Raw genomic sequence first — 17,592 nt, 5'->3', positions numbered from 1 at the left:
CCACGCCGGTAGAACCCGCGCGGCGGGAAGGACCTCAGCCGATAGCGCCGGCCAGGCCAACTCAAACAAACCCTCCCGCGAAACCCCGGCGGCGTGTTGGAGACTGTCGGTGTCGGGAAGAGCCCGCAGGGTGACTGTGTCGATGGTGATGACGGGGGCGCCGGCGGGGTCGGTGGCGTGTAGTGCGAAGGTGTCCGCTCCGGTGGATGTGAGTTGGACGTGGAGTCTGGTGGCCCCGAAAGCGTGCAAGGTGACCCCGGCGAATGCGGACGGAAGCCGCGGTGTTGCTGGGTCACTGGTGTGGTCGGTGTCGTAGAACGCCGTGGCCAGGGGATGGAGGGCGGCGTCAAGTAGGGCGGGGTGGATACCATAGCCGCTGCTATCGATGTCAGCGGGCAACGCCACCTCGGCATGAATAATGTTGGGGTTAACCGGGTCGCTGCCCATGCCCTGCAACGAGCAAAACGCGCCGTCGTAACGCAAGCCCTGCTGGGCGAGCTGCTCATAGAAACTGTCTCGCTCGACGGCGGTGATGACCTCTGCACCAGCTGAAGGTGAAGTCCGAGAAGGCGGGGTGGAGGGTCGGTTGCTCAGCGTACCGCTGGCATGCGCGGTCCAGGTGGAACCCCTGTGCGGGTAATTACCGGTGCGCGCGTGGACGCTAAAAGCCCGCCGGCCCTGCTCGTCGAAAGGATGCACGCTGATCTGCAGATCAGCGGCAGCGCCCGCGGCAAGGACCAGAGGAGCCTGCAAAATCAGCTCATCAATGACCGGACAACCAACGTACTCACAGGCCTTCAGGACCACATCAATAAACCCGGTCGCCGGGAACACCACGGTGTCATCGACCTTGTGGCCGGCTAGCCAACCGTGTGCGGTTGTCGATAGCCGTCCGGTCAACACGATTTGGCCTTGGTCGGCCAGCTCGGTCAGCGCGCCCAAAAAGGGGTGATCGGGCTTGTCAAGCCCGGCGGCGCTGACATCTAGACCTGTCGGCGGGGTTAGCCAGTAGGGGTGGTGTTGGAAGGGGTAGGTGGGTAGTGGCAGGTTGTGGGCGCCGGGGTAGAGGGTTGTCCAGGTTGGGCTGTGGCCGTGGGTGTGCAGGTGGGCCAGGGTGGTGGTGATGCTGTCGAGGTCGGGGTGGTCGCGGTGCAGGGTGGTGATGACTGCTGATTGGTGGTGTTCGGGGGTGTTGGCCAGGGTGTCGGTGAGGGCGGGGGCTAGTACTGGGTGTGCGGATAGTTCTATGAATAGGTGTTCGCCTTGGGTGAGCAAGGTGGTGATGCTGTCGTGGAATCGGACTGGTTCGCGTAGTTGGCGGGCCCAGTAGTGGGGGGAGGTGAGTTGGTCGGCGGTGGCGGGTTGGCCGGTGAGTGTGGAGATGATCGCGGCGGTGGGCGTGTTGAGCTTCACCCCGGTGGTGATGCGTTCGAATTCGGCTGCTGCTGGGTCCATCGACGCCGAGTGGAATGCGTGGCTGACCCGCAGTGGGGTGACTTGGTAATGGGCTGCGGTGCAGTGTTGGCTGAGGCGCTGGATTTGATCGGTCGGCCCGGAAACCACCACCGAGGTGGGGCCGTTGATCGCGGCCAGGGCCACTTGGGGATAGTGGGGTAGCAGCGTGTCGAGGTCGGCTTCGCTGGCGGTGATGGCCATCATTGCGCCCGCAGCGCAGGCCTGCATCAGTCGGCCGCGTGCGCTGACCAATACCGCGGCGTCTTGCAGGGTGAACACGCCGGCGATGTGGGCCGCGGTTAGTTCGCCCACGGAATGACCCAGCAGGTAGTCCGGGGTGATCCCGGTTTGGGTGAGTAGGGCATGCATGGCCACGCCGAAGGCGAACAGCGCCGGCTGGGCGTACATGGTTTGGTTGAGCAGCTCAGCCTGGGCGCTACCGGGGTGGGCGAAGATCACCTCGGCGAGGGGAACCTCGAGATGGGCGTCGAAGGCTGCGCACACCTGGTTGAGGGTTTCGGTGAAGTGGGGGTGGTGGGTGTGCAGCTGGGTGGCCATGGTGGGGTGTTGGGCGCCTTGGCCGGGGAAGATGAACACGGTTTTGGGTGGGTGGTGGGCGAGGTGGGGGTGTGTGGCCGGGGTGGGGTTGGTTGGTGGCTAGTGCGTGCAGGGCGTGTAGGAGTGCGTTGGGGTCGGTGGTGGTGGTGGGATGGGAAGGTGCGGGTGGTGGGGGGGTGTTCGCGTAGGTGTTGGTGTAGTCGGGCGGCAGGCGTTAAGGGCTGTGGGGGTGCGGGCGGAAAGCGGCCAGATCCGTAGGGGGTTGGCTGGTTGCGGGGTGGGTGGTGGTGGTGGTGGTGGGGTGGGGGCTTGCTGGATGATCAGGTGTGCGTTGGTGCCGCTGATGCCGAAGGAGGACACTGCTGCGGTGCGGGGGTGATCGGTGCTTGGCCATGGCTGGGCGGTGGTCAGCAATCGTATGGTTCCGGTTGACCAGTCGATGTGTGGGCTGGGTTGGTCCACGTGCAGGGTCGGCGGCAGCACGGCGTGGTTGAGGGCGGTGATCATTTTGATCAGCCCGGCGGTTCCGGCGGCGGCTTGGGTGTGGCCGATGTTGGATTTGACCGATCCCAGCCATAGGGGGTGTTGGCGGTGGGGGCTGGCGCCGTAGGTGGCCAGTAGTGCCCCGGCTTCGATCGGGTCGCCGAGGGTGGTGCCGGTGCCGTGGGCTTCTACGACATCGACGTGGTCGAGGGGGATGGCGGCGTTGGCGGCGGCTTGGGTGATGACCCGTTGTTGGGCGGGTCCGTTGGGGGCGGTCAGGCCGTTGGAGGCGCCGTCTTGGTTGATCGCTGATCCGGCGATGACGGCGAGGACGCGGTGGTGGTGGCGGTGGGCGTCGCTGAGCCGTTCGAGCACTAGCACGGCGGCGCCTTCGCCCCAGCCGGTGCCGTCGGCGGCGGCGGCGAATGGTTTACATCGGCCATCAGCGGCCAGGCCGCGTTGGCGGGCGAACTCGATGAATGGTGCCGGGGTGCTCATCACGGTGACCCCGCCGGCTAGGGCCAGGCTGGATTCGTTGTTGCGCAGTGATTGGCATGCCAGGTGGGTGGCCACCAGCGATGAGGAACAGGCGGTGTCGATGGTGATCGCTGGGCCTTGTAGCCCTAACACGTAGGCCACCCGACCCGAGGCCACGCTGGTGGCCGCCCCGGTCAACCCGTAACCCTCCACCCCGTCGGCACCGCCCGCACCGGGGGTCCCATAGCCCTGCACTCCGACCCCGGCGAATACTCCGGTGTCGGAGCCTTGCAGGGTGGTGGGGTCGATGCCGGCGGTTTCCAGCGCTTCCCAACACACTTCCAGCAGTAGTCGTTGTTGGGGGTCCATCGCGGTGGCTTCGCGGGGTGAGATCCCGAAGAATTCGGCGTCAAACCCGGCGGCGTCGGTCAAAAATGCTCCCGAGCGGGTGTAGGTTTTGCCGACCGCGTCGGGATCGGGGTCAAACAATCCCGCCAGATCCCAGCCCCGGTCGCTGGGGAAAGCCCCGACCGCGTCGATGCCGTTGTGGACCAACTCCCACAACGCTTGCGCCGAATCCACCCCGCCGGGCAACCGGCACGCCATCCCCACCACCGCGATCGGCTCAAATGCCGATGCCAATAGTTGCTTTAAACTCTCATTCTCAATTAGAGACTTTCGCAGAGCTTCTGTTACTTTTTCTAGTGAAATTTCCATTGCGTCCTTATCTTGAAGCTAACGGCGCCAGAGTCAGTGATTGGGCAGCACCGTAGCGACCAAGTCCTCCAAACTCATATTCGCAATATCAGATTTCTTGTGCCGATGAGTGACGGTATCGGCGTCATCCAGCATTAGTCGTTGCAAGACGGCCAATACGTTGGCTCGTGCTAAGCGTTCAGCAGGAATCGATGCGACCAATTCTTGAATCTGTTTGACATGGTCGATGCTGGCGGGGGTCGGGGTGGCCGCATCGGTGAGCAGGCTCATCAAGTGCTGGGCGATGGCGGTGGGCGTGGGGTGGTCGAAGACCAGGGTGGCCGGCAGGGGTAGGCCGGTGTGGCGGGTCAAGGTGTTGCGGAGTTCCAGGGCGGTCAGGGAGTCGATGCCGAGGTTTTTGAAGGGTAGGTCGGGATCGAGGGTGGCCGCATCGGGGTGGGCCAGCACGGCAGCGGTCGCATTGATCACCGTCGTGGTGAGGGTGGCCAGTTGGTGTTGGGGGGTGTGGCCGGCCAGCTGAGTGGCTAGTCCATCGGGGCTGGTGGTTGCGGCTTGGGGGCGGGTGGTGACCAGCGTTGACAGGATTGGGTGCAGGGTGTTCTCGCGTGCTTGTCGGGCCAGCGCTCGTTTGTTGAGGGGGGTGAGGATGAGGTTGGGCTGGTGGTGGGTGAGGGCGGTGTCGAAGAGGGCTAGGCCGTGTTCGGTGGGGATTGGGGCCAGTCCGTTGCGGGTCATGCGGGTGTGGTCGAGGGATGTTAGGTGAGCGGTCATGCCGCTGGGGGTTTGCCAGTAGCCCCACGCCAAACTGGTGGCGCCGGGCTGTTGGCGGTGGCGTTGCTGGGCTAGTGCGTCAAGGAAGGCGTTAGCGGCCGCGTAGGCGGCTTGTCCGGGGGCGCCCAGGAGCGCAGACACCGAGGAGAACAAGATAAATGTGTCGAGGTCTTTATCGGTGGTGAGTCGATGTAGGTGCCAGGCGGAGTCGGCTTTGGCGGTTAAGACGGTATCGAGTTGGTCGGCGGTCATTTCGGTTATGACGGCGTCTTCGAGGACGCCGGCGGTGTGGATGACGGCGGTGAGCCGGTGTCGGGATGGAATATCGGCCAATAACGCGGCTAGTTCGGTGGGGTTGCTGGTGTCACAGGCGGTGATGTTGACTTGGGCGCCCAGGCTGGTGAGGTGTTGGTGTAGTTCAGCGGCGCCGGGGGCGCTCGGGCCGCCGCGTGAGACCAGCAGTAGATTCCGGGCACCGTATTGGGTGACCATATGCTCGGCGAACAGGCTGCCTAGCATCCCCGTGCCGCCGGTGATAAGGACCGTGCCGTCTGGGTCGAGCACTTTGGGAGGGGTCAGCACAATTTTTCCAGTGTGCAGTGCTTGGCTCATGTCGCTGAAGGCTTGGGGGGCTTGGACAAGGCCGTAGCTGGTGGTGGGTATGGGTTTAAGGACACCGGCGGTGAACAGCTCGGTCAGGGCATTCCACGTCCGACTAAGACTGTCCGCGGGTGTGTTGGCCAGGTCGTAGGCCTGGTAGTCAACTCCGGGGTGGGCAGTGTTGACGTCGCTGGCTAGACGGATGTCGGTGTTGCCGAGTTCGATGAAACACCCGCCGCGGGAGAGCAGTTGCAGCGAACCATCGATGAAGTCTCCACGAAGGCTGTTGAGTACCACGTCCATGCCAAGCCCGTTTGTGACGTGGTGGAAGGCGTCGATGAAATCCAGCGTGCGTGATGAGGCGATGTGCTGGCGGGGAATGCCCAGATCGGCAAGGACGGAGTGTTTGTGTGGGCTAGCGGTGGCAAAGATCTCAGCGCCGACGTGGTGGGCAATCTGGATGGCGGCTTGACCCACGCCGCCGGTGCCGGCGTGGATAAGCACCCGCTGCCCCGCCGATAGTTGCGCGCGCTCGACTAGGGCAGTGTAGGCGGTGAGGAACGCGACCGGGACGGAGGCGGCCTGGGTGAACGACCAGCCGGCTGGGATCGCAACAACCATGCGGTGGTCGGTGATGGCGTTGGGGGCAAAAGCGTTATTGGGGAATAGGCCCATCACGGCATCACCGGGAGCAACGGTGGTCACATCGGGGGCCGTTTCGATGACCACACCGGCGCCTTCACGGCCTAACCCGTCACCGGAGATGGCTCCTAACGCAACATCGATATCGCGGAAACTCAGCCCGGCGGCGCGGATGGCGACCCGGATCTGCCCGGGGGGTAACACGGTGGCCGGCTCCGTTGGCACCAAGGCCGGGTTGGCTAAAACGCCCTTGCCGGTGGTGGTCAGTTGCCAGGTCGGGGCTTGCGGCGGGGTCAGGGCAAGCGACGGGGTCAGTCGGGGTCTATGCGCGATGCCGTGGCGTAGGGCCAGCTGGGGTTCGCCGGCTTGTGCCCGTGTCGGCGTGGCCAGGGCGGCTAGGACGTTGATGATGGTGCGGTCGGTGGCGGGGGTGGTGTCGATGTCGAGCACGGTGATGCGGTCGGGATGCTCGTTTTGAGCGGAGTGGATTAATGCCCACGCTGCGGCATGGGCCAAATCGGGTGCTTGGTCGTAGACGTTGACGCTCACCGCGTGGTTGGTGATGATCACCAGGCGGGTGTCGAGGGTGTCGGGGCGGGTCAACCAGTCCTGCAGTTGGGTAACGGTGCGGCGGGTCAGGCTGTGGACGTGCTGCAGGTAATCAGCATCGGCGGGATCTGCCTGGGGTAACGGCCAGACCACCAGATCGGTGTGGGTCAACTCGATGCGGGCCAGCTCGCTGTGGAAGGGGCCGTTGCGCAGGCTCGGGGGCAGCCGGGATGGGTCCGTGGTAATGACCGCCCACACCGGTGGGGTCGCCACCGGCGGGAACGCATCCTCGGGCAGGCACGGCCATTCCAGGTGGAACAACCTATCGCGCAGTGCGGCCGGGACGGCTGGGCTGATGTGGTTGGGCCGGGCCCGCAGGGTCAGTGTGTCGATGGTGATGACCGGCGCGCCGGCGGGGTCGGTGGCATGCAGTGTGAAGGTGTCCGCTCCGGTGGATGTGAGTTGGACGTGAAGGCTGGTGGCCCCGATAGCGTGCAAGGTGACCCCGGTGAATGCGAACGGAAGCCGCGGTGTTGCTGGGTCACTGGTGTGGTCGGTGTCATAGAACGCCGCGGCCAGGGGATGGAGGGCGGCGTCGAGTAGGGCGGGGTGGATCCCGTAGCCGGTGATGTCAGTGTCGGCAGGTAGGGCCACCTCGGCGTGGACGGTATTTCTTAGGGTCGGGTGGTGGCCGATCCCACGCAACGATCGGAACGGAGGTTCGTAGTGGAAACCTTGTTGGGCCAGGTCTTGATAGAAGCTGTCCTGATCGATGGGGTCGACACCCGGTGGCGTTGAAAGGGGGCCGGACACGAGATCCGCGCCGGTGCTCAAAGCGCCGGTGGCATGCAAAGTCCAGGCCGTGGGGCCGTGTGTGCCGCCGGTTCGGGAATGAAGGCTAAAGGGGCGCCGCCCGTTGTCCGCAACGGCCTGCACCGTGATCTGGACATCGGTGGGCGTGTGGTCAAACAACGCCAACGGGGTGTGTAGGACCAGCTCGTCAATCACCGGGTACTGGGCGTACTCGCCGGCCTGCAACAGCAAATCGATGTACCCGGTCGCCGGGAACACCACGGTGTCATCGACCTTGTGGCCGGCTAGCCAACCGTGTGCGGTTGTCGATAGCCGTCCGGTCAACACGATTTGGCCTTGGTCGGCCAGGTCGGTCAGCGCGCCCAAAAAGGGGTGATCGGGCTTGTCAAGCCCGGCGGCGCTGACATCTAGACCTGTCGGCGGGGTTAGCCAGTAGGGGTGGTGTTGGAAGGGGTAGGTGGGTAGTGGCAGGTTGTGGGCGCCGGGGTAGAGGGTTGTCCAGGTTGGGCTGTGGCCGTGGGTGTGCAGGTGGGCCAGGGTGGTGGTGATGCTGTCGAGGTCGGGGTGGTCGCGGTGCAGGGTGGTGATGACTGCTGATTGGTGGTGTTCGGGGGTGTTGGCCAGGGTGTCGGTGAGGGCGGGGGCTAGTACTGGGTGTGCGGATAGTTCTATGAATAGGTGTTCGCCTTGGGTGAGCAAGGTGGTGATGCTGTCGTGGAATCGGACTGGTTCGCGTAGGTTGCGGTACCAGTAGTGGGCGTTCATGGTGGTGGTGTCGAGTGGTTGGGGGGTTAGTGCGCTGTGCACGGTGGTGTAGAGGGGGATGCGGGAGGGTTGGGGGGTCAGGTCGGCTAGTTCGTGGAGTAGGTGTTGGCGCAGGTGTGTGACCTGTGGTGAGTGTGAGGCGTAGTCGACGGCGATGGCGCGGATGTGGATGCCGTGTTGTTGGCAGTGGGTGCTGAATTGCTTCATGGCGGTGGTGTCGCCGCTGATGATGGTGTGGGTGGGGCCGTTGATCGCGGCGATGGTCAGGGTGGTGTTCCAGGGTTGTAGGTGGGGGTGGAGTTGTTCGGGGGTGAGTCGGACTGAGGCCATGGCGCCGTGGCCGGGGAGGGTGCTGAGTGCTTGGCTGCGGAGGGCGATGATTTTGGCGGCTTGGTCGAGGGGTAGTGCGCCGGCGATGTAGGCGGCGGCGATTTCTCCTTGGGAGTGTCCGATCACGGCGTCGGGGGTGATGCCGTGGGAGCGCAGTAGTTCGGCCAGCGAGACCATGATGGTGAATAGGACGGGTTGGATGACTTCGACGCGGTCCAGTGGTGGTGCGCCGGGGTTTTGGTGTATGACGTCGCGGACTGACCAGCCGGTCCATGGGTGCAGGGCGTGGTCGCATTGGTTGAGGGTTTCGGTGAAGTGGGGGTGGTGGGTGTGCAGCTGGGTGGCCATGGTGGGGTGTTGGGCGCCTTGGCCGGGGAAGATGAACACGGTTTTGGGTGGGTGGTGGGCGAGGTGGTGGGTGTGTAGGCCGGGGTGGGGTTGGTTGGTGGCTAGTGCGTGCAGGGCGTGTAGGAGTGCGTTGCGGGGGTCGGTGGTGGTGGTGGGTATGGTGATGGCCGCGCGGTGGGGGTGGTGGGTGCGGGTGGTGGCCAGGCTGTGGGCCAGGTCGGTGAGGTTGAGGTCGGGGTGTTCGCGTAGGTGTTGGTGTAGTCGGGCGGCTTGGGCGTTAAGGGCTGTGGGGTGCGGGCGGAAAGCGGCCAGATCCGTAGGGGGTTGGCTGGTTGCGGGGTGGGTGGTGGTGGTGGGGTGGGGCTTGCTGGATGATCAGGTGTGCGTTGGTGCCGCTGATGCCGAAGGAGGACACTGCTGCGGTGCGGGGGTGATCGGTGCTTGGCCATGGCTGGGGGTGGTCAGCAATCGTATGGTTCCGGTTGACCAGTCGATGTGTGGGCTGGGTTGGTCCACGTGCAGGGTCGGCGGCAGCACGGCGTGGTTGAGGGCGGTGATCATTTTGATCAGCCCGGCGGTTCCGGCGGCGGCTTGGGTGTGGCCGATGTTGGATTTGACCGATCCCAGCCATAGGGGGTGTTGGCGGTGGGGGCTGGCGCCGTAGGTGGCCAGTAGTGCCCCGGCTTCGATCGGGTCGCCGAGGGTGGTGCCGGTGCCGTGGGCTTCTACGACATCGACGTGGTCGAGGGGGATGGCGGCGTTGGCGGCGGCTTGGGTGATGACCCGTTGTTGGGCGGGTCCGTTGGGGGCGGTCAGGCCGTTGGAGGCGCCGTCTTGGTTGATCGCTGATCCGGCGATGACGGCGAGGACGCGGTGGTGGTGGTGGTGGGCGTCGCTGAGCCGTTCGAGCACTAGCACGGCGGCGCCTTCGCCCCAGCCGGTGCCGTCGGCGGCGGCGGCGAATGGTTTACATCGGCCATCAGCGGCCAGGCCGCGTTGGCGGGCGAACTCGATGAATGGTGCCGGGGTGCTCATCACGGTGACCCCGCCGGCTAGGGCCAGGCTGGATTCGTTGTTGCGCAGTGATTGGCATGCCAGGTGGGTGGCCACCAGCGATGAGGAACAGGCGGTGTCGATGGTGATCGCTGGGCCTTGTAGCCCTAACACGTAGGCCACCCGACCCGAGGCCACGCTGGTGGCCGCCCCGGTCAACCCGTAACCCTCCACCCCGTCGGCTGTGTTGGTGGGGTGCGGTTGTGCCCAGGTTCCGGCGAATACTCCGGTGTCGGAGCCTTGCAGGGTGGTGGGGTCGATGCCGGCGGTTTCCAGCGCTTCCCAACACACTTCCAGCAGTAGTCGTTGTTGGGGGTCCATCGCGGTGGCTTCGCGGGGTGAGATCCCGAAGAATTCGGCGTCAAACCCGGCGGCGTCGGTCAAAAATGCTCCCGAGCGGGTGTAGGTTTTGCCGACCGCGTCGGGATCGGGGTCAAACAATCCCGCCAGATCCCAGCCCCGGTCGCTGGGGAAAGCCCCGACCGCGTCGATGCCGTTGTGGACCAACTCCCACAACGCTTGCGCCGAATCCACCCCGCCGGGCAACCGGCACGCCATCCCCACCACCGCGATCGGCTCATCGGTGTGTGCGGCCAGGGGGGCGGTGACGGGGGTGGCGGCGGTGCCGGAGAGCAGGCCCATCAGGTGTTGGGCGATGGTGGTGGGGGTGGGGTGGTCGAAGACCAGGGTGGCGGGTAGGGGCAGGCCGGTCATTGCCGCCAGTCGATTGCGTAGTTGCAGCGCGGTCAGCGAGTCGATGCCGAGGTTTTTGAAGGGTAGGTCGGGATCGAGGGTGGCCGCATCGGGGTGGGCCAGCACGGTGGCGGTGGCGTTGAGTGTCAGGGTGGTCAGGATGGCTAGTTGATGTTGGGGGGGGTGGCCGGCAAGTTGTGCGGCCAGTTGGTCGGGGATGGCGGTGGGGGTGGGGCTGGTGTGGGGTTGGGCGCTGCCCAATTCGGCGAGTAGGGGGTGGGCGCGGCGGGTGGTGAAGACGTCGTGGAATTGGTCCCAGTCGACGTCGGTGATGGTGATTAGGGTGTCATCGACGTCGAGGGATTGTTGCAGCGCGGCCAAGGCGGTGTCGGTCGGGATTTGGTGCAGCCCGATGCGGGCCAGATAGTCCAGGGTTTCTTGGGAGGTTGTTCGGTCGTCTGCCCAGGTTCCCCAGGCCGGGGCCACAGCGTGCCAGCCCTGGGCGCGCAGTGTGGTGGTCAGGGCTTCGATGTGGGCGTTAGCCGCCGCGTAGGCGCCCTGGCGGGTGCCGCCCCAGGTTGCTGCCGCTGAGGAGAACATGATGAAGGTTTGGGGTGGCTGGTCGTGAAGTGTGGTGATGAGGTTTTGCGCGCCGAGCGCTTTAGCGGCATAGGTTTGGGTGAACTCATCGAGGGTGGTTTCGGCGAGGGTGGCCCAGCCCAGAGACGCTGCGGCATGCACGACGGTGTTGATCGGACCGTGTTGGGTGCGGATGTGGTCGATCACGCCCGCAAGGGCGTGGCGATCGCAGAGGTCTACCGATGCGGTGGTGGTGCTGACTCCTGCGGCGTGCAGTTGTTGTTCTAGTTCGGCTATTTGTGGGTGTTGGGCGGCGGTGCGGCTGAGCAGGACCAGGTGGCTGGCTCCGGCGTGGGCGAGCCAGCGGGCGATGCGCGGGCCCAGTTGGCCGGTGATACCGGTGATTACGGCGGTCCCTGAAGGTTTCCAGCGGTGTCGGTGATCGGCGGGCAGGGGTGCGGGTTGCAGGCGTCGGGCGTGCACACCGTGGGGGCGCAGGGCCAGTTGGTCTTCCGGTTGTGGGCAGGTCAGGATGGTGTGCAGGCGGGTGATGTCGTGTGCGGTGGGCACGGCGGGAAGATCGATTAGCCCGCCCCACCAGTCGGGGTGTTCCAGGCACACCGATTGTCCGAGCCCCCACACCGCGGCCTGACTGGGCGTTAACGGCTCCTCGTCGGCGCTGAGTTGGGCCCCGCCGCGGGTAAGGACCCACAACGGCAGGCTAAGTCCGCTATCGCCATAGGCTTGCACCAGCAAAAGCGTGGACACCAGGCCGGTGGATGGTCCGGGCAACGTGGGATCGGTGCGGTCGTGCAGTGCCAGCAACGACAACACGCCATCACAGCCGGTAGCGGCGCTTTGTTCTACCAGCAGCGCAGCTAACCCGTCTCGATCCAGGTGGTCGGTGTCGATGGCCGCGGTGCTGAATTCTGTGGGATGGCCCGTCACCAGGGCCTGCAGCCAGGGATTCTCGGATTGCTCGGGATGGGTCAGGATCAGCCATCGTGGCCGGGTTGGGGGGAAGGTGTTCGCGGTGATGGCTTGCCAGCTGACGCGGTAGCGCAGTTTGTCCACCGCTGAGCGGTCGGTGAGTTGTTTGCGCCATTGCCGCAAGGCGGCCACCACCGGGCCCAGTGCTGCCGCCTGGGCTGTGTCTTCGATGCCCAACAGCTGCGCGACGGTGTCCACGGCGTCGGTGTCCACGGCGTTCCATAACTGGCCTTCGGCGGGCTCGCTGGGCGGGCTCGGGCTGGAGGCCGGCGGGGTTAGCCAGTAGGGGTGGTGTTGGAAGGGGTAGGTGGGTAGTGGCAGGTTGTGGGCGCCGGGGTAGAGGGTTGTCCAGGTTGGGCTGTGGCCGTGGGTGTGCAGGTGGGCCAGGGTGGTGGTGATGCTGTCGAGGTCGGGGTGGTCGCGGTGCAGGGTGGTGATGACTGCTGATTGGTGGTGTTCGGGGGTGTTGGCCAGGGTGTCGGTGAGGGCGGGGGCTAGTACTGGGTGTGCGGATAGTTCTATGAATAGGTGTTCGCCTTGGGTGAGCAAGGTGGTGATGCTGTCGTGGAATCGGACTGGTTCGCGTAGTTGGCGGGCCCAGTAGTGGGGGGAGGTGAGTTGGTCGGCGGTGGCGGGTTGGCCGGTGAGTGTGGAGATGATCGCGGCGGTGGGCGTGTTGAGCTTCACCCCGGTGGTGATGCGTTCGAATTCGGCTGCTGCTGGGTCCATCGACGCCGAGTGGAATGCGTGGCTGACCCGCAGTGGGGTGACTTGGTAATGGGCTGCGGTGCAGTGTTGGCTGAGGCGCTGGATTTGATCGGTCGGCCGGAAACCACCACCGAGGTGGGGCCGTTGATCGCGGCCAGGGCCACTTGGGGATAGTGGGGTAGCAGCGTGTCGAGGTCGGCTTCGCTGGCGGTGATGGCCATCATTGCGCCCGCAGCGCAGGCCTGCATCAGTCGGCCGCGTGCGCTGACCAATACCGCGGCGTCTTGCAGGGTGAACACGCCGGCGATGTGGGCCGCGGTTAGTTCGCCCACGGAATGACCCAGCAGGTAGTCCGGGGTGATCCCGGTTTGGGTGAGTAGGGCATGCATGGCCACGCCGAAGGCGAACAGCGCCGGCTGGGCGTACATGGTTTGGTTGAGCAGCTCAGCCTGGGCGCTACCGGGGTGGGCGAAGATCACCTCGGCGAGGGGAACCTCGAGATGGGCGTCGAAGGCTGCGCACACCTGGTTGAGGGTTTCGGTGAAGTGGGGGTGGTGGGTGTGCAGCTGGGTGGCCATGGTGGGGTGTTGGGCGCCTTGGCCGGGGAAGATGAACACGGTTTTGGGTGGGTGGTGGGCGAGGTGGTGGGTGTGTAGGCCGGGGTGGGGTTGGTTGGTGGCTAGTGCGTGCAGGGCGTGTAGGAGTGCGTTGCGGGGGTCGGTGGTGGTGGTGGGTATGGTGATGGCCGCGCGGTGGGGGTGGTGGGTGCGGGTGGTGGCCAGGCTGTGGGCCAGGTCGGTGAGGTTGAGGTCGGGGTGTTCGCGTAGGTGTTGGTGTAGTCGGGCGGCTTGGGCGTTAAGGGCTGTGGGGGTGCGGGCGGAAAGCGGCCAGATCCGTAGGGGGGGTTGGCTGGTTGCGGGGGTGGGTGGTGGTGGTGGTGGTGGGGTGGGGGCTTGCTGGATGATCAGGTGTGCGTTGGTGCCGCTGATGCCGAAGGAGGACACTGCTGCGGTGCGGGGGTGATCGGTGCTTGGCCATGGCTGGGCGGTGGTCAGCAATCGTATGGTTCCGGTTGACCAGTCGATGTGTGGGCTGGGTTGGTCCACGTGCAGGGTCGGCGGCAGCACGGCGTGGTTGAGGGCGGTGATCATTTTGATCAGCCCGGCGGTTCCGGCGGCGGCAGGTGTGGCCGATGTTGGATTTGACCGATCCCAGCCATAGGGGTGTTGGCGGTGGGGCTGGCGCCGTAGGTGGCCAGTAGTGCCAGCTTCGATCGGGTCGCCGAGGGTGGTGCCGGTGCCGTGGGCTTCTACGACATCGACGTGGTCGAGGGGATGGCGGCGTTGGCGGCGGCGGGTGATGACCCGTTGTTGGGCGGGTCCGTTGGGGGCGGTCAGGCCGTTGGAGGCGCCGTCTTGGTTGATCGCTGATCCGGCGATGACGGCGAGGACGCGGTGGTGGTGGCGGTGGGCGTCGCTGAGCCGTTCGAGCACTAGCACGGCGGCGCCTTCGCCCCAGCCGGTGCCGTCGGCGGCGGCGGCGAATGGTTTACATCGGCCATCAGCGGCCAGGCCGCGTTGGCGGGCGAACTCGATGAATGGTGCCGGGGTGCTCATCACGGTGACCCCGCCGGCTAGGGCCAGGCTGGATTCGTTGTTGCGCAGTGATTGGCATGCCAGGTGGGTGGCCACCAGCGATGAGGAACAGGCGGTGTCGATGGTGATCGCTGGGCCTTGTAGCCCTAACACGTAGGCCACCCGACCCGAGGCCACGCTGGTGGCCGCCCCGGTCAACCCGTAACCCTCCACCCCGTCGGCACCGCCCGCCGGGGTCCCATAGCCCTGCACTCCGACCCCGGCGAATACTCCGGTGTCGGAGCCTTGCAGGGTGGTGGGGTCGATGCCGGCGGTTTCCAGCGCTTCCCAACACACTTCCAGCAGTAGTCGTTGTTGGGGGTCCATCGCGGTGGCTTCGCGGGGTGAGATCCCGAAGAATTCGGCGTCAAACCCGGCGGCGTCGGTCAAAAATGCTCCCGAGCGGGTGTAGGTTTTGCCGACCGCGTCGGGATCGGGGTCAAACAATCCCGCCAGATCCCAGCCCCGGTCGCTGGGGAAAGCCCCGACCGCGTCGATGCCGTTGTGGACCAACTCCCACAACGCTTGCGCCGAATCCACCCCGCCGGGCAACCGGCACGCCATCCCCACCACCGCGATCGGCTCATCGGTACCGGTGGTAGCGGGCTGCACCGCCACCGGGCTAGTCCGTCCAGAGAGCTCAGCTTCCAAATAGTTAGCCAACTCTGATATCGACCCGTAATCCCACCCGACTGTGTCAGGCAGCTGCAGGCCGGTCATTGCCGCCAGTCGATTGCGTAGTTCGACCGTCATCTGCGAGTTGAAACCTAGCTCTGAGAAGGCGAGTTCCGTATCTACTAACTGAGCATTGGTTTGGCCCAGCATCATCGCAACCTGTGAACCGACCGCATCCACCAATAGTTGGTGGCGCTGTTGCTGCAAAACTTTCAGTTGATCGTGAAGCTTAATTCCACGGCCATTTCTGCCCAAAGTCTCGACGTTCGCGACCGACGCGTTGTCACGCTGAGCGGACGCGTCCTTCGACGCTGGCATAGTGGAAATCTGCCAGATTGGTTTTGTTGGACTTTTGGCGCGCAGATCGCTGCGCACTAATTTTCCAGTTTCAGTTCGAGGGAGCCGCGGTACGATGGCAAATCTATGCGGCACCTTGAACGAAGACAACTGAATGCGCAATCGCCGGTGAATCTCGTGTATAACCGACTCATCGAGTGAAGTGCCACTCTTGGGAACGATGAACGCCTGTAGCGCTGACGCACCGGTGGATTCTCTTACCCCGACGACGGCGGCCTCGGCCACACAATCGTGCTCAAGGATAAGCCGCTCAACCTCGTGCGGATTAATGTTCATGCCGCCGACAATTTCCAAATCATCTGCGCGACAACAGTAGCTAAGCCAGCCGTCACGGTCGATAAATACTCGATCCCCAGTGTCGAGCCAATTCCCATTCATGGGGAGAGCATCATTCGGCCGATTCCAGTAGCCCGCTGTGATCGATGGTCCTTGAACCCATAGGCTTCCCTCGACCCCAGGTCCGGCTGTGGTACCGTCACACGCCACTACCCGGATCTCATAAGGGCTAAGAACCTTTCCCACGGTTCCAAGGCGCCATTCGTCAACCGTATTGGACACAAACGTTTGTCCGACCTCGGTCGAGCCAATTCCGTCAAGGATAGGGATGCCGTCAAAGAATTTCATAAGGCGTTGAGCCAAACTCAACTCAAGAGCCTCGCCGGCTGATACTATGCAGCGGAGCGACTGGAACGAATCGGGAGAGCACGTGTCGACAACGCTTGCAAAAAAGGTTGGAACACCGTAGAGCACAGATGGTCTAAATCTCTCACTAAGCTTAGCCACCACTTCCGGGGTCATCGCCGTCGGGTTGACCACCGCGGAACTGCCTGTCGCAAGCGGAAACCAAACCGAATTTCCCAAGCCATAGGCGAAATACATCCGAGCGGAACTTAGTCCGATGTCTGCTGGAGCGAGCCGTAATGCGGTGCGACACATAGCGTCAACAAACGCCGCGACATCGGCATGCCGATGAAGCACGGCCTTGGGCGGACCCGTCGTACCAGATGTATAAGTAGCGTAGGCAACGGCGTCGCCGCTCAGGGGTTCGTAGTCTGCCGGCTTGGCTCGGGTTGCATCCGAAAACAGCTCTGAGGCCGCCACAACGATCGATCGCTGAAATCGATCGCGTAGCACGTCAGACGTCACGACAAGCGCTGGCCCGATATCGCGCTCCGCAAATGCGTGGTCCTCGGGACGAAGCTCGGGGTTAACGATAAACGCCAGAATCCCGCGTGCGAGGCTTGCCAATAATAGCTGGACTAAATCCAACGAATCGGGGAGACACAACAGGATGCGATCTCCTCTGGAAAGGCCGCGGCGACTGAGCACTTCCGCGAGACGTGCTGCGCCGTCATGGACTTGGCCATGAGTCACGGGTTGTGGCGCATAATAGGCAGGCGCGTCGTGCCATCCGGCTTCTGACGACCGCCTGGCGAGCAATCTTGCTAGGTTCTCACTCTGCACTATGCTAAGTTCCGCCCTTGACAATGGCAGTGTCGAAATAATTTGCGGCGATCAACGCAGCAACTGGTTGAGGAATTCACCAACATCTATTCCGATTCGGTTGCCTTAACAGACTGGCGTTTCCTGTTGTATCGAACCTTCATGGCAACGTTCAGAAATACCCATGTCAAGTGCCGCGTGATCATCAGATGCGCCCATTACTGTTTTGGTCGAGCAAGCGAATATGCTTTCGGGGAAGTATTCGGTGATAGCGATAGCTGGCTGGCCGCTGATAATGACGCGGTATCGACGCGCGACAGCTTGCCGGCTTAGGTTCGGATACTCATCAACATCCAGCCAGTCGGGCAACGCGCATGTCCAGAACTTAGGGGTCTCCTTGAATGCCTCAATACGGTTAGCTAATAGCAGTTCGCCAACAGGGTAACTTATCTCGGTCAAATTCTCGATAAACTCGCTCGGCGCCAGATCAACTGAGGTCAATGATTCTGCAACTACGAGCAGTTTTCCTGAAGACCGTCCTTTAAGTAACACCTGTCGGTGGATTGTTCGGCGTTTGGGAAACCGCTCCGGATCGGTCGCTTCTGGCGCCGAATCATGGATATCTTGGTTGACAACCTGTGCAATCACTTCTTCATTGGCGAGGATGCTGAGTATCCGAGTGAGGGTGCCATTCGTTGCTAGCAGTATGCGAAGATCACGGCTGAATTGTCGGATTTCTTCATCTCTGAGGAAGGTTGCGCGTAATTCTTGCTTCATTCCCGTGAAGTACTCCCAGCATGTTGCGTCTGACGTGCCATCATCGGGGCGCTGCGGGGCGAACGCCAAACGGCGGCATCGAAAGTGTGTGCGTGATTGACGTTTTCGGTGGACGTGCCCATACCGCGCCTTCACGGGATGCAGGGACAGATCTCGCCGGCGGCTGCTCGGCGCT

The 17,592-nt window shown here is 63.9% G+C and carries 2 protein-coding genes and 4 pseudogenes; all 6 read right to left on the bottom strand.

The window, feature by feature from the left end:
• Positions 1 to 168: 168 nt before the first annotated feature.
• Positions 169 to 2,013 (bottom strand): annotated as a pseudogene (locus G6N24_RS26060) (acyltransferase domain-containing protein); the annotation flags it as partial.
• A 99-nt stretch (positions 2,014 to 2,112) separates the two neighbouring features.
• A complete protein-coding gene (locus tag G6N24_RS09900) occupies positions 2,113 to 3,690 on the bottom strand; it encodes a type I polyketide synthase (RefSeq protein ID WP_269151274.1) in 1,578 nt (525 codons plus the stop codon).
• 33 nt (positions 3,691 to 3,723) lie between these two features.
• A pseudogene (locus G6N24_RS09895) lies at positions 3,724 to 10,335 on the bottom strand (SDR family NAD(P)-dependent oxidoreductase); the annotation flags it as partial.
• Positions 10,336 to 10,770: 435 nt separating this feature from the next.
• Positions 10,771 to 13,088, bottom strand: a pseudogene (locus tag G6N24_RS25775) (type I polyketide synthase); the annotation flags it as partial.
• A gap of 177 nt (positions 13,089 to 13,265) precedes the next feature.
• Positions 13,266 to 16,661, bottom strand: a pseudogene (locus G6N24_RS25475) (beta-ketoacyl synthase N-terminal-like domain-containing protein); the annotation flags it as partial.
• 105 nt (positions 16,662 to 16,766) lie between these two features.
• A complete protein-coding gene (locus G6N24_RS09880) occupies positions 16,767 to 17,486 on the bottom strand; it encodes a chorismate--pyruvate lyase family protein (protein ID WP_085161973.1) in 720 nt (239 codons plus the stop codon).
• Positions 17,487 to 17,592 lie beyond the last annotated feature (106 nt).

Origin of the sequence: Mycobacterium lacus, assembly GCF_010731535.1 — a bacterium.
In the GTDB taxonomy this organism is placed as follows: Bacteria; Actinomycetota; Actinomycetes; order Mycobacteriales; family Mycobacteriaceae; genus Mycobacterium; species Mycobacterium lacus.
The sequence above is the reverse complement of the archived record's forward strand: the minus strand, read 5'-3'. Positions and strand labels throughout refer to the sequence as shown.